Origin of the sequence: Mesobacillus foraminis (assembly GCF_004340465.1) — a bacterium.
GTDB classification, from domain to species: domain Bacteria; phylum Bacillota; class Bacilli; order Bacillales; family Cytobacillaceae; genus Mesobacillus_B; species Mesobacillus_B foraminis.
In genome coordinates, this window is record NZ_SLVV01000017.1 from 47,631 (window position 1) to 67,501 (window position 19,871).

The window sequence follows — 19,871 nt, forward strand, 5'->3', positions numbered from 1 at the left end:
CTGCACTACCCTGAAAATTAGTCTTCGATGACAATTCCCATGCTGCGTGCAGTACCTTCAACCATGAGCATAGCTGCTTCAACGCTTGCTGCGTTCAGGTCAGGCATTTTCTGTTCAGCAATCTCGCGTACCTTGTCACGCTTGATTGTTGCCACTTTATTACGGTTTGGTTCACCAGAACCAGACTGGATTCCAGCTGCTACTTTCAAAAGAACGGCAGCAGGAGGAGTTTTCGTAATAAATGTAAAGGAACGGTCTTCAAATACCGTAATTTCAACAGGAATGATCAAACCAGCCTGATCAGCTGTACGAGCATTAAACTCCTTACAGAATCCCATGATATTAACACCAGCTTGACCAAGTGCTGGACCAACCGGCGGCGCTGGATTTGCTTTACCAGCAGGGATTTGCAATTTTACAATCTTAATTACTTTTTTAGCCACGAGACACACCTCCTTAAAGTCCGTGATGTGGTAATAGGGCTCTGCCCTCCCACTCAATGCAGTCTTTATCTAAAATAAAAGACATGATCTATGTCAGTCCCGTTATCTGAGACATACTGACCTATGAAATATTACCACTTTTCAATTATGATTTCAAGTTATTTCAAGTTATATTTTTTTAATCTGTGAAAATTCCAATTCAACTGGGGTATCGCGGCCGAACATATTGACCAAAACTTTAAGTTTTGCTTTATCCTTATCAATCTCTTCAATCGTGCCAGTGAAGTTAGTAAACGGCCCTTCACTCACCTGGACTGTTTCACCCAGTTCAAAATCGAAGTCCACACGCTGTTCTTCCACGCCCATGCGTTTCAGGATAAACGCCACCTCTTCCGGAAGCAGGGCGGTCGGCTTGGAGCCAGATCCGGCTGATCCTACGAATCCAGTAACTCCTGGCGTGTTGCGGACTACATACCATGAGTCATCAGTCATAACCAGTTCCACTAGAACATAACCGGGGAATGTTTTTCGTTTAACTACCTTTTTCTTGCCGTTCTTGATATCGGTCTCTTCATCTTCAGGTACGATTACACGAAAAATTTTATCCTGCATACCCATTGTTTCTACACGTTTTTCTAAATTTGTCTTAACCTTATTTTCATATCCAGAGTACGTATGAACAACATACCAATTCTTTTCCATTAAAGAGGACTAAATGTCCTTCCCTCCCTACTATGAAATGCGCAGCGCTGCCGACCTTCAACGTCATAAGGACATCCCCCGCGGACCTTCGTTCTGGAATTTCACCGGGCACGTCCTATGTCTTCCAGGGTTTGGCACTGCAGCTGGAGCCAATAACTGCGTCAACACTTTTAAAGCAAATGAAAAAACCCGTAAACCGGGCTTTTTAGATTTATCCTGCGTTATACTCCATTATACCATGAGTTGGCAGGGGTTATTCAAGGATTAAACGAATCAATTCAGAAATACCAAGATCAAGGACTGCGAAAAATAAAGCCATTATGATGACAGTGGTTAAAACAGTAATGGTATATCGAACAAGCTGCTTGCGCTTCGGCCAGCTGACCTTTCTCATTTCGCTTGCAACTTCAGGTAAAAACTTAGTGATGCGCATTCTGTAACCTCCAACTATGGAAATAACTATAAATCTATCTGCGTTATTTTGTTTCCCTATGAACAGTATGAGCGTTGCAATTATTACAGAACTTCTTAAGTTCAAGGCGCTCGGTCTGGTTCTCTTTGCTGCCCGCAGTTGTATAATTGCGTGACCCGCAATCAACACAAGCAAGCGTTATCTTTTTTCTCATCATACACCTGCTATCTTAATGTCTTTAAAACTGTATCACGGCTGATAGAATGTGTCAATAAGCCATATAGGAATTGTTATTCGAGTTTCAGGGACTGCATATAAGGATAAATTCTATATCGAAGGCTCTCTGACATCCAAATATTTCTCCAGCTTTCTTTTTACCCGCTGTAAGGCGTTGTCGATCGATTTTACATGGCGGTTCAGCTCTTCGGAAATCTCCTGATAGGTTTGGCCGTCGAGGTAAAGTGCCAGCACCTTTCTTTCAAGATCGCTAAGAAGCTCGTCCATTTTGACTTCTATCAGGTTAAATTCTTCCTGGTTGATGATCAGTTCTTCTGGATCCATGATTTTCGCTCCCGACAGCATATCCATCAAGGTTCTGTCGGATTCTTCATCGTATATTGGTTTATCAAGGGATACATATGAGTTTAGTGGAATATGTTTCTGTCTAGTGGCTGTTTTGATTGCGGTAATAATCTGTCTCGTAATACAGAGTTCTGCAAAGGCTCTGAAAGAACTGAGCTTGTCCCCCTTGAAGTCGCGAATAGCCTTGTACAGGCCAATCATCCCCTCCTGGACAATGTCCTCCCTGTCAGCACCTATTAAAAAGTAGGATCTTGCCTTTGCCCTGACAAAGTTTCGGTACTTACGGATAAGATAATCAAGTGCCTCACTTTCCCCATTGTGGACGGCATCTACTATTTCTTCATCTTCCATTTCCAAGTACTTTACGGCCTGCGTTACACCGGAATTCACACTCACTAGATCCCCTCCGCCCGTACTATTCCTTATATAGAAATATTATACAGCAGAAATTTTTTTAGCGTCAACAGGTCAGCTGCCGCCTCTGCGCCATTTTTCAAAAATTTCTGCCATTTCGTCTGTGAGCGGAATCTTTGTGACAGGTTTCCTTTTATAGTTTTTCTCCACTTTTTTTTCGATTTTTTTTTCAATGACGGTGGTTTCTGTAAAAAGCTCCCTTGCTGATTTACGCAAGGCACCTTGTCCAAAAATCGCCCATTGTTCGGTAAAGTCTGAAGTCGCAACATGAATCTGTGTCAATCTGTTATTTAACGCTATTGCCATTTTCTCGATCCGCTCATCTGCCGTTTCATTTTCCCTTGTAAAAATGACTTCAACCTCATGATTTTTAAACTTCTTTTCCGTTCCCTGCACATAATGGGCATCAAAAACCACAATTACGCGATAGCCTGTATAAGCCTGGTATTCAGCCATTTTCTCAATCAAAAGGTCTCTTGCAGCTGAAAGGTCTTTATTCTTCAGCACTCTTAATTCTGGCCAGGCACCGATAATGTTGTATCCATCTACAAGCAGGATGTCCATTTTATTGTCCTAGCGGATGACGTTTACGATACACTTCATACATTAGCAAGGATGCAGCCACTGAAGCATTTAATGAAGTCACTTTCCCGGCCATTGGGAGACTGAGCAGGAAATCGCACTTATCGCGGATCAAGCGGCTCATTCCTTTGCCTTCACTTCCGATTACAAGCGCCAGCGGCAGTGGCCCATCAATGGACCGGTAATCTTCTTTGGCGGAAGCATCGGTTCCTGCAATCCAGACACCCCGCTCCTTCAATTCTTCTATTGTCCTGGACAGATTGGTGACCCTCACGACAGGGATGTATTCAATAGCACCCGTCGATGCTTTCGCAACAGTGGCCGTCAGTCCTACCGCCCGCCGCTTGGGAATAATAATTCCATGCGCTCCTGCTGCATCAGCAGTCCTCATGATGGACCCAAGATTATGCGGATCTTCAATTTCATCCAGCAGAAGGAAGAAAGGAGCTTCATCCTTCTTCTCTGCTGCTGTGAACAAATCGTCAAGCTCTGCGTACTTATAGGCTGCCACCTGGGCAACAACGCCCTGATGGTTCCCTTCGTAAATCTGATCCAGCTTTTTCTTTGGAACGAACTGGACAATGACATTCGCCTCTTTTGCCAATTTCGTCACCTGCTGCATCTGTCCTCGCTGAGAGCCCTCTGAAATTAAAATTTTATTTATATCCCTGCTCGATTTTAACGCTTCAATAACGGGGTTTTTTCCTGCGATATATTCTTCACTCATGATGTAGATCCTCCCTCTTCAACAATTCCAAAAGCGGCGTCAACTAATTCCTGCAGCCGCTCCTCACGCCCAGCCAGGAAAAGATAGCCAAGCAATGCTTCAAATGCGGTGCTGTACCGATAGGTCTGGACATCTGTATTCTTTGGGACTGTTCCTGATTTAGCATTCCTGCCGCGTCTTACGACAGCCAGCTCTTCTTCCGACAAGTCCCCTTTGTCCATTAAGGCATGGATGATCTTCGCCTGCGCTTTCGCAGAAACATAATTTGTTGCTTCTTTATGAAGCTTGTGGGGCTTTACCTTCCCGCTTCTCAATAGGTGCAGCCGTACATATTTTTCAAAAACGGCATCACCCATATATGCGAGAGCCAGACTGTTCAATTGTTTTTCATCGACTACACTGGTATCTGAAACCATTCTTTATCCTCTTTTCCACCTAGTCCCTTGTGCCGTATCTTCAAGAATGATATTCATTTCTTTCAGCTTGTCACGAATCTCGTCTGAAAGCTTGAAATCCCGGTCTTTCCTGGCTTGATTTCGCTGTTCGATCAATGCCTCGATTTCCTCATCCAGCAAATCCTCGCTTCCAGGGGTAAGCCCCAGAATCTGGAACAGCACTTCAAACTGGTTCATGAAGGCCTGGATGACCTCCTCGGCAGTATTCTTTTCAAGCAAGTAGAGATTTGCAAGCTTTGATAGCTCAAACAGGACTGATATAGCATTGGCTGTATTAAAATCGTCATCCATTTCCGCTACGAACTGGTCATGCAGCTTCTCAATTTTTTCAAGCCAGGCTTCATTGTTATCTGTTAAATTTGTACTGGCTCCAATGCGGTGCTTTAGATTCTCATAAGAGGTTTGCAGCCGCTCGAAAGAGGCCTTGGTATTAGCCAGAAGCTCTTCACTGTAGTTGATTGGATTCCTGTAGTGTACAGACAGCATGAAAAATCTCAGGACCTGAGGATCATGTTTTTTAATGATGTCATGTACTAAAACAAAGTTTCCAAGTGATTTAGACATTTTCTCGTTATTAATATTAATATAACCGTTATGCATCCAATAACGCGCAAACGTTTTTCCAGTCAGAGCTTCAGACTGGGCGATTTCATTTTCATGATGCGGAAAAGCTAGATCCTGGCCGCCTGCGTGAATATCAATCGTATCTCCAAGGTATTCCCTCGCCATTGCAGAGCACTCTATGTGCCACCCTGGACGCCCTTTTCCCCATGGACTATCCCAGGCAATTTCTCCCTCTTTAGCGGTTTTCCAAAGAGCAAAATCCAGGGCATTCTCTTTCTTTTCCCCAACCTGTATTCTCGCTCCAACTTTCAGCTCATCAATGGACTGGTGAGACAGCTTCCCGTACTCTTTAAATTCCCTTGTCCGGTAATAGACATCCCCGCCTGATTCATATGCATATCCTTTTTCAATCAATGCAGAAATAAACTCAATGATTAAATCCATAGTCTCTGTGACCCGGGGGTGCACATCTGCCCGTTTGCAGCCCAATGCGGAAACATCTTCAAAATAGGCGTTGATAAAGCGGTCGGCCAGAGCAGGCACATCCTCCCCAAGCTCATTGGCAGCCCTGATCAGCTTGTCGTCTACATCCGTAAAGTTGGAAACGAACCGAACATCGAAACCTCTGAACTCCAGATAGCGGCGAACAGTGTCAAATACAATAGCAGGACGTGCATTTCCTATATGGATATAGTTATAAACGGTCGGACCGCATACATACATCTTCACTTTACCCTCTTCAAGCGGGATGAAGTCTTCCTTTTTACGTGTTAACGTATTATATAATTTAATTGGCATTGATTTTTCTCCTTTCTTCCTTTAGCCCTTCAAGCTCTCTTTGCAGTTCAGCCATCTCTGCCTCAATCGCCTTGAAGCGATCAGCCGTTGGATCCGGAAGATCTGAATGGTTTAGGTCCTTCTTGATTTTTACCCCGTCCTGAATGACCACGCGGCCAGGGACTCCTACAACAGTTGAATTCGGCGGGACATCCTTTAACACAACGGACCCTGCCCCGATTTTAGAGTTTTCGCCGATCGTAATGGAACCAAGCACTTTTGCCCCAGTGGCGATGAGGGCATTATCCATAACAGTAGGGTGGCGTTTTCCCTTTTCCTTCCCTGTTCCTCCCAGTGTCACGCCCTGAAAAATCGTGACATTGTCGCCAATTTCACACGTTTCCCCAATGACGATTCCCATTCCGTGATCAATGAATAGACGTTTGCCGATTTTGGCTCCAGGATGGATTTCAATCCCGGTAAAGAAGCGGCTCACCTGGGATATGACTCTGGCAATAAAATAAAACTTCCGCTTAAAACATGCATGAGCCAGCCGGTGAGCCCAAATGGCATGCAAGCCTGAATACGTTAAAACGACCTCCAGGTAGGTTCGCGCAGCAGGATCCTGCTCGAATATCACTTCAATGTCTTCCTTTAGCATTTTAAACATATTCTATCCCCCTTTATGCTCCCTATAAATAAAAAAAACGCCTCTGTCATCATGACAGAGACGCTTTGTGCGCGGTTCCACTCTGTTTAGGCAAAAAAGCCTCAACTTAATCCTGTTAACGGGGGGACCCGCCCTAAACTAGTTGGAAACATCCGTTCCCGTTCATCCAGGGGCTCCGAGGCGCATTTCAAAAAATGAGAGGCTTGAACCACTTTCAGCCGGTGATGGTTCTCTCTGAAAAAGCTTCACTTATCTACTTTTCCTCTTCAACGCTTTCATGCTATTGAATACTCTTACTATATAATATTTCATCAATTCTGTTAACATATTTCATAAAAAATTCTATCCCAGCAGATTTGTTACTCTCTGTTCCACTTTTTCCCTGCCAAGAAGCTCAATCGCCAGCATTAAGTCAGGTCCATGAGTCTGCCCTGTCACTGCCGCACGAATTGGCATGAATAATTTTTGTCCTTTATGCCCTGTCCCTTTCTGAACAGCTTTAACAGCTCCTTTAATAAGGGAGGCAGTAAATTCCGGCAGCGACCTGATCTCTTCAAGGAAAGCCCGAAGCACTTCCGGCACTTGTTCGCCTGACAGCACCTCCCTGGCCTCTTCCTCGAACTGAACATCAGTCTGGAAGAAAATTTCGGAAAGCTCCACAATTTCAGCCCCGTAGCTCATTTTCTCCTGATAAAGGGAAATTAGGCTGCGGATCCAGCTGTCTGCCTCTAATGAACGATTTTCATCGACGCGGCCCGCCTTAATTAAATGCGGAAGGGCAAGCTCAATGACTCGATCAAGATCAGCCTGCTTCATATACTGATTGTTCATCCAGGTAAGCTTTTGCCTGTCAAACAGGGCCGGAGATTTCGAGAGCCTCGACGAATCAAACTTCTCTATGAACTCATCCTTCGAGAAGATTTCCTCCTCACCCGCTGGGGACCAGCCAAGCAAGCCTATAAAGTTAAACAATGCTTCCGGAAGATAGCCCAATTCTTCATACTGTTCGATAAACTGGATAATGGATTCATCCCGTTTGCTCAGCTTTTTTCTGCTCTCATTGACAATGAGAGTCATGTGGCCAAACACAGGAGGCTCCCACCCAAATGCTTCATAAATCAATAACTGCTTAGGGGTGTTTGAAATATGATCATCTCCGCGAAGAACATGGGAAATTTTCATAAGATGGTCGTCAAGGACAACTGCATAGTTATAAGTTGGAATGCCATCTTTTTTGACGATGACAAAATCCCCAAAGCCATCCGATTCAAATGATACTTCACCTTTTACCATATCGTCAAAGCTGAGGATTTTTCCAGCTGGAACTTTAAAGCGGATGCTTGGCTTTCGTCCCTCTTTTTCCAGCTTTTCCTGGTCTTCCTTGGATAAATGGCGGCAGCGTCCGGAATATTTAGGTGTTTCATTCCGCTCCATCTGTGCTTCACGTTCGGCTTCCAGTTCTTCCTCGGTGCAATAGCACTTGTAGGCAAGCCCTTTTTCAAAAAGCTCCTGGTTGTACTTTTCATAGATATGATTCCGTTCCGATTGGCGGTAGGGACCATATTCGCCGCCGATATCCACGCTTTCATCCCAATCGATGCCGAGCCACTTCAAATAGTGAAGCTGGCTTTGCTCCCCGCCTTCTATATTCCTTTTTTGGTCAGTATCCTCGATCCGGATAATGAATTTGCCGCCCTGATTGCGTGCAAATAAATAATTAAAAAGAGCTGTACGTGCATTTCCAATATGTAAATGACCCGTTGGACTTGGGGCATAGCGAACACGAATATCTGACATAAAAATCCTCCTTAATCTTCATCCAGTTATCCTGGAAATAAAAAAACAGACAAACGGACTTAAATTTTTTCCAGCAGGATGACTGCCTGTGCAGCGATCCCTTCCCCACGGCCGGTAAAACCAAGTTTCTCCGTAGTAGTAGCCTTTACATTTACCTGGTCTGCATTTCCTTCAAGCAGCTCTGCTACTCTCTTTGTGATGGGCTCAATGTAAGGAGCCATCTTGGGTTTCTGGGCAATGATGGTACAATCCACGTTGCCAAGCCGGTAGCCCTTTTCCTTAACAATTCTCCAGACTTCCTCCAGCAGCTTTGCAGAATCTGCATCCTTGAAATCAGGGTCGGTATCAGGAAAATGTCTGCCGATATCCCCCTCGCCAACCGCCCCAAGACAGGCATCGGCAATTGTATGCAGAAGGACATCCGCATCAGAATGACCCAAAAGACCTTTTTCATAAGGAATCGTTACCCCGCCAATGATCAAAGGCCGTCCCTCGGTCAGCTGGTGTACATCGAATCCTTGTCCAATTCGAAACATGCATTTTACTCCTTTTCCATAATTAGAATTCTATAGATGTTTAAAAGGAAAGCCTTCCCTGATTCTGCCTTTTTCTTAATATCGCTTCGGCAAAATACACATCTTCAGGCGTAGTCAGCTTTATATTATCATAATCGCCTTCAATAATAACTACTTTATGCGGCAGCCTCTCAACAAGACTGGCATCATCTGTGCCAACAAAGTCATTCTTTGCGGCCTCTTCATGGGCTTTACGGAGAACAGAAATGCGAAAAGCTTGTGGGGTTTGGACTGCCCACAAGCTGGAACGCTCAATTGTTTCTGTTACCTGGAGATCTTCCGCTTTTTTTATTGTATCCTTTACCGGCACAGCCGCGATTGCGGCCCCATCCTTTTCTGCAGCCTTTACCAGCTCATGAATGGTTTGCTGTTTGATAAATGGTCTGGCGCCATCGTGGACAAGCACAGTTCCATCTACAGCAAGGGCCTTGACTCCGCCATACACGCTGTCTTGGCGCTCCTTGCCTCCGTAGACAAAGCTGGTAACTTTTTGGATGCCATATTGCATTAATAGCTGCTTAAATGCCTGTTCGTCATCCGGATGTATTGCAAGGATAATCCCGCTGCACTCGCCATCCTCTTCAAATACTTTTAAAGTATGGATCAGGACTGGAATCCCATCCAATGGTAAAAAAAGCTTGTTTCTCCCCGCTCCCATCCTCTTCCCCTGGCCCGCTGCAGGGATTACGACCTGGTAAGCCATAACAAAAACTCCAATCTGTCTATAACGCTTTTTCTAATAGCTTTGGCTTGGCAAAAATCATTCTTCCTGCAGATGTCTGCAGCACACTGGTGACGAGGACATCAATTCGTTTCCCAATGTAATCCCGTCCCTCTTCAACGACAATCATAGTCCCATCATCGAGGTAGGCAATGCCTTGATTATGTTCTTTGCCGTCTTTGATCACCTGGATGCTCAATTCTTCTCCCGGAAGAACGACAGGCTTAACGGCATTAGCCAGATCATTAATATTCAACACAGCCACACCTTGAAGTTCACAGACTTTATTTAAATTAAAATCATTTGTGACCACAACACCACTCGTCAATTTTGCCAGTTTGACAAGCTTGCTGTCCACTTCCTGAATTTCTTCAAAGTCGCCTTCATAAATATCAACTTTTATGGCGAGCTCCTTCTGGATCCGATTCAGGATATCAAGACCCCGACGGCCGCGGTTCCGCTTTAGCACATCTGAAGAATCGGCGATATGCTGCAGTTCCTCCAGAACGAATTGAGGAATCACAATTGTTCCCTCAAGGAATCCGGTCTGGCAGATATCGGCAATCCGCCCATCGATAATGACCGAGGTGTCAAGAATTTTCCAGGCAGCGGATGCTTCCTTTTCAGTATCATCGTCTTCAGCCCCTTTTTTCTTCCGGGGTGAAAAAAGCCCGAGCAATTCATCTCGTTTTTTGAACCCAACCTGAAAACCAAGATATCCAAATAACAGGGTAAGTAATGCTGGTGCCACCGTATTAAAAATAGGTACTTGAATTGCATTCAGGGCAAATCCGATTAAAAAGGCAACCAATAGGCCGAAAAATAAACCTACACTGCCGAAAAGAACATCGGTAATTGGCAATTTTACTAACGACTCTTCCACCCATCTAATAAAATTGGTTACATAATCAACTGCCCAAAAAGTAATTAAGTAAAAGATAAGTGCACCAAGTACAGCCGAAACATACGGATTAGCAATTAGAGGTATGTCCTCAAGATTGGCTAACGATAGTAAATCAGGAATTAAGAATATTCCAAGCGTCCCTCCAATAATCAGAAAACAGGCTTGAACGATACGTCTTAACATCCCTTCACCTCCTTGTTCATCATTATAAACAATTTCCATAATTTGAAACCTGAGCTTAAAGAGTTTTTTAAGAAATATTAACAGACAGCACATCTTTACAATCTGTTTGTAACACTGGTGTTTTTATCATAGCGATAGGTTTAACTCTTCCTTAAAAGTAGCATCAGGGCTCCGGGAGTGTCAAATAATAGCCGGAAACATCACATATGACGATCGGCAGTAAGCTGTTCCCTGATTAACTTCAGCCCTTCTTTTATCTTTCTCGCCCTGACTTCCCCTATTCCTTCTACTTCATCAAGGTCGGCTACAGTGGCGGAAGCGATGGCTGGCAGTCTTCCGAACCGCTTTACAAGGTTCTCAATGATGATAATCGGAAGGCGGGGAATCTTGTTCAGGATCCTGTACCCTCGAGGATAAATTGCTTCCTCTAGATGAATGTAGCCCTGGTATCCAAGCAATTTTAAAATGACCGAGTCCTCAATTACACTTGCTTTCGCCAGCTCCTGCAGCCGGGCTAAAACTTCATTCGCCCTAAGTTCAGGTTCACAGTAATAATCCTTAATCAAATGGATGGTTTCCTTTTCAATATCGGTCATTAACTCCAGCATCTGCAGGCGGACAAGCCGTCCTTCAACGCCAAGTTCGCTCAAATATGACATTAATTCATTTTTAATTCTCAGGACCATTTCAACCCTATGCATTACCTGCAGCAAATCGTTATATGTAACAAGCTCTTCATATTCCAAAAGGCCCAGATTGGCAATGCTTCGTTCCAATACAATTTTGTACTTTTCAAGGGTCTGGATAGCCTGGTTCGCCTTGGCAAGAATCACTGAAATTTCCCTTAGTGAATAACGGAGATTGCCTTGATAAAGAGTGATGACGGTCCTCCGCTGCGAGATGGCAATGACGAGGGCCTTGGTTTGCTTTGCGACCCGTTCTGCTGTCCGGTGGCGCATCCCCGTTTCTGTTGACGATACAACAGGGTCTGGTGCCAGCTGGGCATTCGCAATCAAAATACGATTGCCAGTATCATTCAAAATAATGGCCCCATCCATTTTAGCCAATTCATACAAGGAGCTGGGACTGAACCTGCAGTCTATTTGAAAACCTCCATCAACCAGTTCTTTGACCTTGTCATTATACCCAACGACAATGAGCCCGCCTGTATTAGCCCGTAGAACATTATCGATGCCCTCCCTTAAAGGAGTTCCGGGAGCAATAAACTGAAGAATTTCACTTAAAGCTTTATCTTCCAGGCCTTTATTTTCCAATTCGGCTATCCCTCCAACGTTACTTTTAATGCCTGGCTGACCGATGACACACCTATAAGCTGAATGCCTCTGGGACCCGTCCACCCGCCAAGGTTATTTTCAGGCAAGATGATTCGCTCAAACCCAAGTTTAGCGGCTTCCTGTACCCTTTGCTCGATTCTCGATACACGCCTTACTTCGCCTGTAAGGCCAACCTCGCCGATAATACAATCCGAGGGTCTTGTTGGCTTATCACGAAAGCTTGAAGCAATGCTGACCGCAATGGCCAGGTCAATGGCCGGCTCATCCAACTTAACCCCTCCTGCAACTTTCAGATAGGCATCCTGATTCTGAAGCAGCAGTCCAACTCTTTTTTCTAGCACAGCCATAAGCAGGCTTACTCTATTATGATCAATCCCAGTCGCCATCCTTCTCGGGTTCCCAAAGCTCGTTGGCGAAATGAGTGCCTGGACTTCTACAAGGACAGGCCTTGTGCCTTCCATGGATGCGACCACGGTGGACCCCGAAGCACCCTGTGACCGTTCCTCCAGAAATATTTCAGATGGATTGGCCACCTCTTCCAATCCGCTCTCCTTCATTTCAAAAATACCCATTTCATTGGTTGAACCAAACCGATTTTTAACCGCCCTCAAAATCCTGTACGTGTGGTGCCGCTCTCCCTCGAAATAAAGGACAGTGTCCACCATGTGCTCAAGGAGGCGAGGACCTGCAATGGACCCTTCCTTTGTGACATGGCCAACAATAAAAATAGCTATCCCTTTTGTTTTAGCAATCCTCATGAGTTCAGCTGTGCATTCCCTAACCTGTGAAACACTTCCGGGTGCAGAGGTCACCTCCGGATGGAAGACAGTCTGAATGGAATCCACGATTACAAAGTCCGGATTGGACTTCTCAATGGTTGAGCTAATTTGTTCCAGATTGGTTTCCGAATATACGAGCAGGTTCTCCGATGAAACGGACAGCCTTTCCGCCCTGAGCTTAGTCTGCCTCATCGATTCTTCGCCCGAAATATAAAGGACGGACTGCCCTATCTTTGCAAGCTGATACGATACCTGGAGCAAAAGTGTGGATTTCCCAATCCCCGGGTCTCCGCCGATAAGAACAAGCGATCCTTTCACGACTCCCCCGCCAAGCACCCGGTTCAATTCTTTCAGCTCAGTTTTTATCCTAGGCTCACTAACCGTTTCAATTGATGTTATCGGAGTTGCCTTAGCTGCCAGTCCAGGGCTGCTAGTGTTGGTAAAAGCTCCCCTGCGGCCTGTCCCGGTACTCTCCGTTTCTTCCACCATCTTGTTCCATTGGCCACACCCAGGGCATTTGCCCATCCATTTGGGAGATTCATATCCGCATTCCTGGCACATGAATTTCGTTTTTCGTTTTGCCATTTGTATTCTTCCTCTCGCTAACTTCCTAGCTGTCTATCTCATAAAAGCTGCTGGGTAATTCAAAGATGTTTAAGGGTTCCGAAAACTCGGTTGATTTGCAGAAGGATGAGCGGATAAAGGGAGACCCCCAGGAGCAATTAAGAACCAATGAGGCTTCTCCGCATCCCCACAGCGAATATCAGCGAGTTTAACAGATCCAGGGTAATAGAAAAGGTATACGTACACATTCATACGTATACCTCTTTATTATAAAGGATAATAGAGTTATTTATTAACTGTTCGCTCGGGAGTTTTCACGGTAAACTCCCCATTTTCGACATCAATAACCACATTCTGTCCTCTTAATACTGTCCCTTTTAACAGCTCTTCAGACAGCTGGTCTTCAATATGCTTCTGAATGGCCCTGCGCAAAGGACGGGCACCATATTCCGGATCATATCCTTCTTCCGAGATTTTCTCTTTGGCGGCTTCTGTCAGTTCAAGATGGATATCCTGTTCTGTCAGACGCTTCATTAACTGGTCGGACATCAAGGTTACAATTTGTTTTAGATGTTCTTTTTCAAGAGCATGGAAGACAATGATTTCATCGATACGGTTCAGGAACTCAGGACGGAATGCTTTCTTTAATTCCTCCATGACTTTTCCTTTCATATCCTTGTAATCCTGTTCTCCATCCTGGATGTTAAAGCCGACATACTTATTGCGTTTCAAAGCTTCCGCTCCAACGTTTGAGGTCATGATCAGCACGGTATTGCGGAAGTCGACTGTGCGTCCTTTTGAGTCTGTCAGGCGGCCGTCTTCAAGAACCTGAAGCAGGATATTGAAGACATCCGGATGAGCTTTTTCGATTTCATCAAGCAGGACGACGGAGTAAGGCTTTCTGCGCACCTTCTCTGTAAGCTGTCCGCCTTCTTCATAACCCACATAACCAGGAGGTGAACCGACCAGGCGGGAAGTCGAGTGCTTCTCCATATATTCTGACATATCTACGCGGATCATGGCATCCTCGTCGCCGAACATGGATTCTGCAAGAGCACGGGCCAATTCCGTTTTACCAACCCCTGTTGGTCCAAGGAAAATGAATGATCCAATTGGACGTTTAGGGTCCTTCAAACCAGCTCTGGCGCGGCGCACAGCCTTTGATACAGCTTTAACCGCTTCTTCCTGCCCAATCAGGCGGGAGTGGAGAATTTCTTCAAGCTTCAAGAGCTTATCTGTTTCTGTCTGAGCGAGCTTGGAAACAGGGATTCCCGTCCAGCTGGAGACAACATTGGCGATATCCTCGACTGTCACTTCGCTGTTCTCCTGCCCTTGCTTCTCTTTCCAGGTTTTCTTGGTATTTTCAAGCTGTTCACGAAGGCGCTGTTCCGTATCCCTTAAGGAAGCAGCTTTTTCAAATTCCTGACTTTGGACTGAAGCATCCTTTTCCTTGCGAACTTCCTCCAATTTCACTTCAAGCTCTTTTAAGTTTGGAGGGGTTGTATAGGAACGGAGACGCACCTTGGACCCAGCCTCATCGATCAAATCAATGGCCTTATCAGGCAGGAAGCGATCGGAAATATAACGATCGGATAATTTTACTGCTGCATCAATTGCCTCATCTGTAATCGATACTCTGTGATGTGCCTCATAACGGTCCCTTAAGCCTTTTAGAATCTGAACGGATTCTTCCGCAGTCGGTTCATCAACAGTAATTGGCTGGAAGCGTCTTTCCAAGGCCGCATCCTTTTCAATATATTTGCGATATTCATCCAGAGTAGTGGCACCGATACACTGAAGTTCGCCGCGTGCAAGGGATGGTTTTAAAATATTCGAAGCATCAATGGCCCCCTCTGCTCCACCTGCACCAATTAAGGTATGCAATTCATCAATGAAAAGAATAATATTGCCAGCCTGGCGAATTTCATCCATCACTTTCTTCAAGCGGTCCTCAAACTCTCCCCGATATTTTGTACCGGCAACAACCGTTCCCATATCGAGTGTCATAACGCGTTTATCCCTTAAAATTTCCGGGACTTCATTATTCACGATTTGCTGTGCAAGGCCTTCGGCAATAGCTGTTTTACCAACCCCTGGCTCTCCAATCAATACTGGATTATTCTTGGTCCGGCGGCTTAGCACTTCTATTACCCTTTGAATTTCCTTGCTTCTGCCGATAACTGGATCCAGGCTGCCTTCACGGGCAATAGCAGTCAAGTCCCTGGCGAGGCTATCCAATGTTGGAGTATTGGCATTCACGGAACCTCCGCCCTGATGGCTTGAAGATTCATTGCTGCCCAATAATTGAAGAACCTGCTGCCTCGCTTTGTTCAGGCTAACACCAAGATTATTAAGGACTCGTGCTGCCACACCTTCTCCTTCACGGATCAGTCCAAGCAGGATATGCTCGGTACCCACATATGAATGACCCAGTTTGCGTGCCTCATCCATGGAAAGCTCGATAACCTTTTTTGCCCTGGGTGTATAATGAATGGTTTGGGATCCTTCCTGCCCTCTTCCAATCAGATTTTCCACTTCTTTCTGGATCTTTTCTGCACCCAGGCCTAAGCCGTATAGTGCCTTGGCAGCAATGCCTTCTCCTTCACGGACCAGGCCGAGGAGGATATGTTCTGTCCCAATATTATTATGTCCAAGGCGTATTGCTTCTTCCTGTGCAAGTGCTAGCACTTTTTGTGCTCTTTCTGTAAACCGACCAAACATCATAAAGCTCATCCTCCTTATTATTGGTTCTTTTCCATATTGATTCTTTCTCTAATAAAGGCGGCCCTTCTTATATCCCTTTCGTCGGGACTGAGCGGACCTCCTGCATATTGTTGTAAAAAACCCGGCTGAGTTAAAATCATAAGTTCATTCAGTATGTTCCTGGGAATATCTTTAATATATCCCATATCTATGCCAAGCCGGACATCCGAAAGACAGTTCGCAGCTTCCTTCGTTTCGATAATCCTGCTATGAGCCAAGGTTCCATAAGACCTGAACACTCTATCCTCTAATTGTATGTTTGATGTCTTCTGTAATGCGCCCCTTGCCGACCTTTCCTGTGCGATCAGCTGGGAAACTACACTATTTAGATCTTCAACTATATCTTCTTCCGACTTGCCCAGAGTGATTTGGTTCGATATCTGAAATATATTTCCTAAAGCTTCACTGCCTTCACCGTATATCCCCCTGACTACGAGGCCAAGCTGGTTGATTGCCGGCAGGATACGGTTCATCTGCCTTGTCAGGACCAGCCCTGGCAAATGCATCATGACCGAGGCCCTTAAGCCGGTCCCAGCATTTGTGGGACAGCTGGTTAAATAACCATAGTGTTCGTCGAAAGCATAATTAATGTTCTCCTCAAGCCAATCATCGATGAGATTTGCTGCCTCCAGGGCTTCCGTGAGCTGGAGTCCCGGAAACAGGCACTGAATCCGAATATGGTCCTCCTCATTGATCATAATGCTTATTTCTTCATTTTCAGAAAGAAGGAAAGCACCATGTGGAGCATTCTCCGCTAAATGCGGGCTGATCAAATGCTTTTCGACTAACACCCTTTTTTGCAGCGGCTTGATATCATCCATTTTTAAGAGCTCCATTTTACCAAACCCTGGAGCAGGACCTTTGCTGATTCGATCTTCAATGGTTTCGATAACCTTCCCCGATTCCTCATTTGTTGCCAAAGTAGGAAAGTTTATTTCACTTAAATTCCTGGCCAAACGAATTCGGGAACTTAGGACGATGTCTGAATCCGGTCCGTCTTCACTCATCCAGGAACTTACTGCCTGACTGATAAATCGTTCCAAAGACATCCCTTATTCCCCTCCCTTGCGCTTATCCTCAAGCTGCTTTTCCAATGAACGAATTTGATCACGTACCTCAACAGCCTTTTCAAACTCTTCTTTGGAAATATGCTCACTTAGCACTTGCTTTAAATTTGCTATGTTTCTCTGAATCTGGATGTTTCCGCCAATCCGTCTTGGAATCTTGCCCATATGTGTTGAATTTCCGCTATGGAGCCTGCGGATGATCGGCGGTAATTGCCCTTTGAATGTCTCATAACAATTGGCACATCCAAACCGGCCAACCTTCACAAATTGAGGAAAAGTCATGGAACAATGGTTGCACTTGAGGACATGTTCCTGATGAAACGCTTCCTGTTTTTTAGTCTGAAAAGAGGGCTCCATGTTGAGAAGACCGGCCAATAGGTTATTAATAGAAAAACCCGAACCCTGATTCATCATAAACATTTCGCCCTGTTCCTGTGCACACCGTTCACATAAGTGCATTTCCGTTTTGTCGCCATTACTGATATTTGTAAAATGCAAAGTTGCCGGCCTTTGATTACATTCCTGGCATATCATGCTTACACCTCACAGTCGCCTTGCCTCACTTATACTTAATTGCTACTAACATCGCCCGAAGCATTCTCGAACGCAGCTCATCTCTCTGGGGAAGTTCTATATGCAGGACAGAACGGTCTAAAACACTAAGCATGATTTTAGCCTCCCTGCTCGTAATGACTTCCTCATCCACCAGCCTGTAGACTACATGCTCTGCGCTTGCCTGGGGGATTCGATGATTAATAAGCGCTAACAGCTGATCAATCAGTTGGGCATGATCCTGAGTCTGCACTTTCATAATGCGGATATATCCGCCCCCGCCCCGCTTGCTTTCAACTATATAGCCGCGCTCAATCGTAAACCTTGTATTTATCACATAATTAATTTGGGACGGTACGCACTCAAATTTATCGGCGATTTCACTTCGCTTAATTTCAACGAGATCTTCATCACTCATCTCCAATACCTTTTTAAGGTAACCTTCAATGATATCCGATATATTCCTCACTAAACCTCCCCCAATCTGACTTTGACTATCTTTGACATTAATTATACATAAAATAACCCTACGTTGCAATTCCCCTGCAGTAGTCCTATTTTGTCCATATTTATGTAGGTCAAAACCCGATTAGAAAGGATAATATTCTCTACCCTGCATTATTAATTTCAAACCGATTTTCGTTCGACAATAAGTTGGATCATTCGATTCCTGCAGGCTGTTTACATGAACTGCATCATTGATAGGCACCTTTCTTTAATGTAAATATATACGCAGCGAATCAATTTGGTACCTGTCCTTTTTAGTCCAGAAAAGATATTTTCTAGTACTATTCCTCCTGACCTGCTTTTATTCCTGCCGCCAAATAGAAATCCACGGTTTTATCTGCAGAAAATAGATGATGGAGCGGGCATTAACGGAGTAGGCGGTTTTTGCTTTGCTGCGGCCATGGAATCTGGAGCGGATGCCAAGGTCAGGGGTTGAAAGGGAAGCTCGTTTAGTGTGGCCGGAAGACTGGAATCTATTTATAGGGGCTATATTTCAGGCAATCGTTGTCCAGCTTGGCAATTCTAGTTTTGCGTTTATAGAAAGGTAATTTGATTTATTGAAAAATAAGTGTCCAATATGTGAGAACTATAGAGAAGACAAGCTTTTTTCTATTAAAAATGAATATGATTCCTGGAGATTTAGCCTCAAGGGGGAGTAAATGGTGAAAAATATGCTTTTATACCTGATATTCAGTCGTTGGGTTATAGCAAAAGTGGTGTACTATCGTTTATGGATTGATTCATTCCAAACCTGAGGCCGGACTGTGAAAAATAGGAGAAAAAAAGGGAACTAAGTTGTTTATATCTAAAGGGGGGCAGGTTTGCAGAAAGGTTGTGGTAGATACCTTAATTACATTGGTTGATCTTTTGGGGAAATTATCTTTGATGCCTCTTCAAGTTATCAACCGATAAATCTGAAATTGCATCGTGAATTTTGGTTTATCTATGGATAGCCTCTCGTTTTTTTATTTCCAGTATCCAGGCTATGAAAACATAGTTCCTTGTTTTAAAAGGAATTATAAATTATATTCTTTCATCTAAAAAATATACCATTTTTACGAATAAGTAGGGTGCTGAATCTTGATTTTAACTAGTTGGTCTTTAGAAAAGAGGTCTCTTTATTTTCTATTGATGGTTTCTTGCAAGTTATCGATCGATTGTTTCCAGTTATGCATCGATTCTTCTCGTTTATTGAAAAACCTGTGTCCGAGCTGTGAAAACAAGGGAAAAACCAGCTTCTTTGTTTTAAAAGAGACTGTAAACTTTATTCATATATCTTAGTAGGTATCAGTTTGACGTATAAGTAGGCTGCAAATGCTTGATTTTAACTAGTTGATTTCTAAAAAAAAGGGCATTTTTCATTTATGCATCGATTCTTGTTAGTTATCGATCGATTGTTTCCAGTTATGCATTGATTATTTTTGGTTATGAATAGATTCTTCTCGTTTATTGAAAAACCTGTGTCCAGAGTGTGAAAACAAGGGAAAAATCAGCTTCTTTGTTTTAAAAGGGACTGTAAAATTTATTCATATATCTAAATAGGGTATCAGTTTAACCAATAAGTTGGCTGCAAATGCCTGATTTTAACTAGTTGATTTCTAAGAAAAAGGTCATTTTTCATTTATGCATGTATTCTCGCAAATTATCGATTGATTATTTCCAGTTATGCATCGATTATTTTCCGTTATGCATCGATTCTTCTCGTTTATTGAAAAACCTGTGTCAGAGTGTGAAAACAATAAAAAAGACCAGCTTATACAGCTGGTCTTTCGTGTGCCTGGCAACGTCCTACTCTCACAGGGGGAAACCCCCAACTACCATCGGCGCTGAGAAGCT

21 protein-coding genes and 1 other annotated feature are annotated in these 19,871 nt (G+C 44.2%); of the genes, 1 reads left to right on the plus strand and 20 read right to left on the minus strand.

The window, feature by feature from the left end:
- Positions 1-17 precede the first annotated feature (17 nt).
- The 20 genes from rplK to EV146_RS24595 all read right to left on the minus strand — a co-directional run bounded on the left by rplK (position 18) and on the right by EV146_RS24595 (position 17,997).
- A complete protein-coding gene (rplK, locus tag EV146_RS24500; RefSeq protein WP_158287211.1) occupies positions 18-443 on the minus strand; it encodes a 50S ribosomal protein L11 in 426 nt (141 codons plus the stop codon).
- Positions 444-611: 168 nt separating this feature from the next.
- A complete protein-coding gene (nusG, locus tag EV146_RS24505) occupies positions 612-1,145 on the minus strand; it encodes a transcription termination/antitermination protein NusG (protein ID WP_132011326.1) in 534 nt (177 codons plus the stop codon).
- Between the two features lie 253 nt (positions 1,146-1,398).
- On the minus strand, positions 1,399-1,578 hold the full coding sequence (gene secE, locus EV146_RS24510; RefSeq protein WP_121610323.1) for a preprotein translocase subunit SecE: 180 nt from the start codon (positions 1,576-1,578) through the stop codon (positions 1,399-1,401).
- A 43-nt stretch (positions 1,579-1,621) separates the two neighbouring features.
- Complete coding sequence (gene rpmG, locus EV146_RS24515; RefSeq protein WP_121610324.1) at positions 1,622-1,771, minus strand: 50S ribosomal protein L33; 150 nt, start codon at positions 1,769-1,771, stop codon at positions 1,622-1,624.
- 113 nt (positions 1,772-1,884) lie between these two features.
- Positions 1,885-2,490 (minus strand): RNA polymerase sporulation sigma factor SigH, encoded by a 606-nt coding sequence (sigH, locus tag EV146_RS24520; RefSeq protein WP_132011336.1) that lies wholly within the window; start codon positions 2,488-2,490, stop codon positions 1,885-1,887.
- A 117-nt stretch (positions 2,491-2,607) separates the two neighbouring features.
- Positions 2,608-3,117, minus strand: a complete 510-nt coding sequence (locus EV146_RS24525) for an NYN domain-containing protein (RefSeq protein ID WP_121610325.1) — start codon at positions 3,115-3,117, stop codon at positions 2,608-2,610.
- A gap of 1 nt (position 3,118) precedes the next feature.
- Positions 3,119-3,862 carry a 23S rRNA (guanosine(2251)-2'-O)-methyltransferase RlmB gene (rlmB, locus tag EV146_RS24530; RefSeq protein ID WP_132011327.1) on the minus strand — a complete coding sequence of 248 codons (744 nt, stop codon included), beginning with the start codon at positions 3,860-3,862 and terminating at the stop codon, positions 3,119-3,121.
- Positions 3,859-4,278 carry a Mini-ribonuclease 3 gene (locus tag EV146_RS24535; protein WP_132011328.1) on the minus strand — a complete coding sequence of 140 codons (420 nt, stop codon included), beginning with the start codon at positions 4,276-4,278 and terminating at the stop codon, positions 3,859-3,861. Before EV146_RS24535 ends, rlmB begins: the two co-directional genes overlap by 4 nt.
- 3 nt (positions 4,279-4,281) lie before the next feature.
- The gene (gene cysS / locus EV146_RS24540; RefSeq protein WP_132011329.1) at positions 4,282-5,679 is read right to left on the minus strand and encodes a cysteine--tRNA ligase; all 1,398 of its coding nucleotides are present in this window, start codon (positions 5,677-5,679) and stop codon (positions 4,282-4,284) included.
- Positions 5,669-6,328 (minus strand): serine O-acetyltransferase, encoded by a 660-nt coding sequence (cysE, locus tag EV146_RS24545; RefSeq protein WP_121610329.1) that lies wholly within the window; start codon positions 6,326-6,328, stop codon positions 5,669-5,671. Before cysE ends, cysS begins: the two co-directional genes overlap by 11 nt.
- A gap of 53 nt (positions 6,329-6,381) precedes the next feature.
- Positions 6,382-6,607 (minus strand) — a binding site (T-box leader).
- A 63-nt stretch (positions 6,608-6,670) separates the two neighbouring features.
- Positions 6,671-8,125, minus strand: a complete 1,455-nt coding sequence (gene gltX, locus EV146_RS24550; protein ID WP_132011330.1) for a glutamate--tRNA ligase — start codon at positions 8,123-8,125, stop codon at positions 6,671-6,673.
- Between the two features lie 59 nt (positions 8,126-8,184).
- Positions 8,185-8,661 carry a 2-C-methyl-D-erythritol 2,4-cyclodiphosphate synthase gene (gene ispF, locus EV146_RS24555; protein ID WP_121610331.1) on the minus strand — a complete coding sequence of 159 codons (477 nt, stop codon included), beginning with the start codon at positions 8,659-8,661 and terminating at the stop codon, positions 8,185-8,187.
- 40 nt (positions 8,662-8,701) lie between these two features.
- A complete protein-coding gene (ispD, locus tag EV146_RS24560) occupies positions 8,702-9,403 on the minus strand; it encodes a 2-C-methyl-D-erythritol 4-phosphate cytidylyltransferase (RefSeq protein ID WP_132011331.1) in 702 nt (233 codons plus the stop codon).
- A gap of 19 nt (positions 9,404-9,422) precedes the next feature.
- Positions 9,423-10,508 carry a PIN/TRAM domain-containing protein gene (locus tag EV146_RS24565; protein WP_121610333.1) on the minus strand — a complete coding sequence of 362 codons (1,086 nt, stop codon included), beginning with the start codon at positions 10,506-10,508 and terminating at the stop codon, positions 9,423-9,425.
- A gap of 200 nt (positions 10,509-10,708) precedes the next feature.
- Entirely contained in the window at positions 10,709-11,782 is a 1,074-nt protein-coding gene (gene disA / locus EV146_RS24570; protein WP_121610334.1) for a DNA integrity scanning diadenylate cyclase DisA, read from the minus strand.
- A gap of 5 nt (positions 11,783-11,787) precedes the next feature.
- Positions 11,788-13,167: a DNA repair protein RadA gene (gene radA, locus EV146_RS24575; protein ID WP_121610335.1), complete on the minus strand. Its 1,380-nt coding sequence runs from the start codon at positions 13,165-13,167 to the stop codon at positions 11,788-11,790.
- A gap of 264 nt (positions 13,168-13,431) precedes the next feature.
- Positions 13,432-15,870, minus strand: a complete 2,439-nt coding sequence (gene clpC / locus EV146_RS24580) for an ATP-dependent protease ATP-binding subunit ClpC (RefSeq protein ID WP_121610336.1) — start codon at positions 15,868-15,870, stop codon at positions 13,432-13,434.
- Positions 15,871-15,887: 17 nt separating this feature from the next.
- A complete protein-coding gene (locus EV146_RS24585) occupies positions 15,888-16,958 on the minus strand; it encodes a protein-arginine kinase McsB (RefSeq protein WP_132011332.1) in 1,071 nt (356 codons plus the stop codon).
- Positions 16,959-16,961: 3 nt separating this feature from the next.
- Positions 16,962-17,510: a protein-arginine kinase activator protein McsA gene (locus tag EV146_RS24590; RefSeq protein WP_121610338.1), complete on the minus strand. Its 549-nt coding sequence runs from the start codon at positions 17,508-17,510 to the stop codon at positions 16,962-16,964.
- A 25-nt stretch (positions 17,511-17,535) separates the two neighbouring features.
- Positions 17,536-17,997, minus strand: a complete 462-nt coding sequence (locus EV146_RS24595) for a CtsR family transcriptional regulator (protein ID WP_121610339.1) — start codon at positions 17,995-17,997, stop codon at positions 17,536-17,538.
- 427 nt (positions 17,998-18,424) lie between these two features.
- On the opposite strand from EV146_RS24595, the gene EV146_RS27330 reads away from it, so the two are divergent.
- On the plus strand, positions 18,425-18,583 hold the full coding sequence (locus tag EV146_RS27330) for a hypothetical protein (protein ID WP_158287212.1): 159 nt from the start codon (positions 18,425-18,427) through the stop codon (positions 18,581-18,583).
- Positions 18,584-19,871 lie beyond the last annotated feature (1,288 nt).

Excerpts from the sequence above, each read along its gene's own strand:
- nusG (WP_132011326.1), bottom strand. The coding sequence starts at position 1,145 with ATGGAAAAGAATTGGTATGTTGTTCATACGTACTCTGGATATGAAAAT.
- secE (WP_121610323.1), bottom strand. The coding sequence starts at position 1,578 with ATGCGCATCACTAAGTTTTTACCTGAAGTTGCAAGCGAAATGAGAAAG.
- rpmG (WP_121610324.1), bottom strand. The coding sequence starts at position 1,771 with ATGAGAAAAAAGATAACGCTTGCTTGTGTTGATTGCGGGTCACGCAAT.
- sigH (WP_132011336.1), bottom strand. The coding sequence starts at position 2,490 with ATGGAAGATGAAGAAATAGTAGATGCCGTCCACAATGGGGAAAGTGAG.
- EV146_RS24525 (WP_121610325.1), bottom strand. The coding sequence starts at position 3,117 with ATGGACATCCTGCTTGTAGATGGATACAACATTATCGGTGCCTGGCCA.
- rlmB (WP_132011327.1), bottom strand. The coding sequence starts at position 3,862 with ATGAGTGAAGAATATATCGCAGGAAAAAACCCCGTTATTGAAGCGTTA.
- EV146_RS24535 (WP_132011328.1), bottom strand. The coding sequence starts at position 4,278 with ATGGTTTCAGATACCAGTGTAGTCGATGAAAAACAATTGAACAGTCTG.
- cysS (WP_132011329.1), bottom strand. The coding sequence starts at position 5,679 with ATGCCAATTAAATTATATAATACGTTAACACGTAAAAAGGAAGACTTC.
- cysE (WP_121610329.1), bottom strand. The coding sequence starts at position 6,328 with ATGTTTAAAATGCTAAAGGAAGACATTGAAGTGATATTCGAGCAGGAT.
- gltX (WP_132011330.1), bottom strand. The coding sequence starts at position 8,125 with ATGTCAGATATTCGTGTTCGCTATGCCCCAAGTCCAACGGGTCATTTA.
- ispF (WP_121610331.1), bottom strand. The coding sequence starts at position 8,661 with ATGTTTCGAATTGGACAAGGATTCGATGTACACCAGCTGACCGAGGGA.
- ispD (WP_132011331.1), bottom strand. The coding sequence starts at position 9,403 with ATGGCTTACCAGGTCGTAATCCCTGCAGCGGGCCAGGGGAAGAGGATG.
- EV146_RS24565 (WP_121610333.1), bottom strand. The coding sequence starts at position 10,508 with ATGTTAAGACGTATCGTTCAAGCCTGTTTTCTGATTATTGGAGGGACG.
- radA (WP_121610335.1), bottom strand. The coding sequence starts at position 13,167 with ATGGCAAAACGAAAAACGAAATTCATGTGCCAGGAATGCGGATATGAA.
- clpC (WP_121610336.1), bottom strand. The coding sequence starts at position 15,870 with ATGATGTTTGGTCGGTTTACAGAAAGAGCACAAAAAGTGCTAGCACTT.
- EV146_RS24585 (WP_132011332.1), bottom strand. The coding sequence starts at position 16,958 with ATGTCTTTGGAACGATTTATCAGTCAGGCAGTAAGTTCCTGGATGAGT.
- EV146_RS24590 (WP_121610338.1), bottom strand. The coding sequence starts at position 17,510 with ATGATATGCCAGGAATGTAATCAAAGGCCGGCAACTTTGCATTTTACA.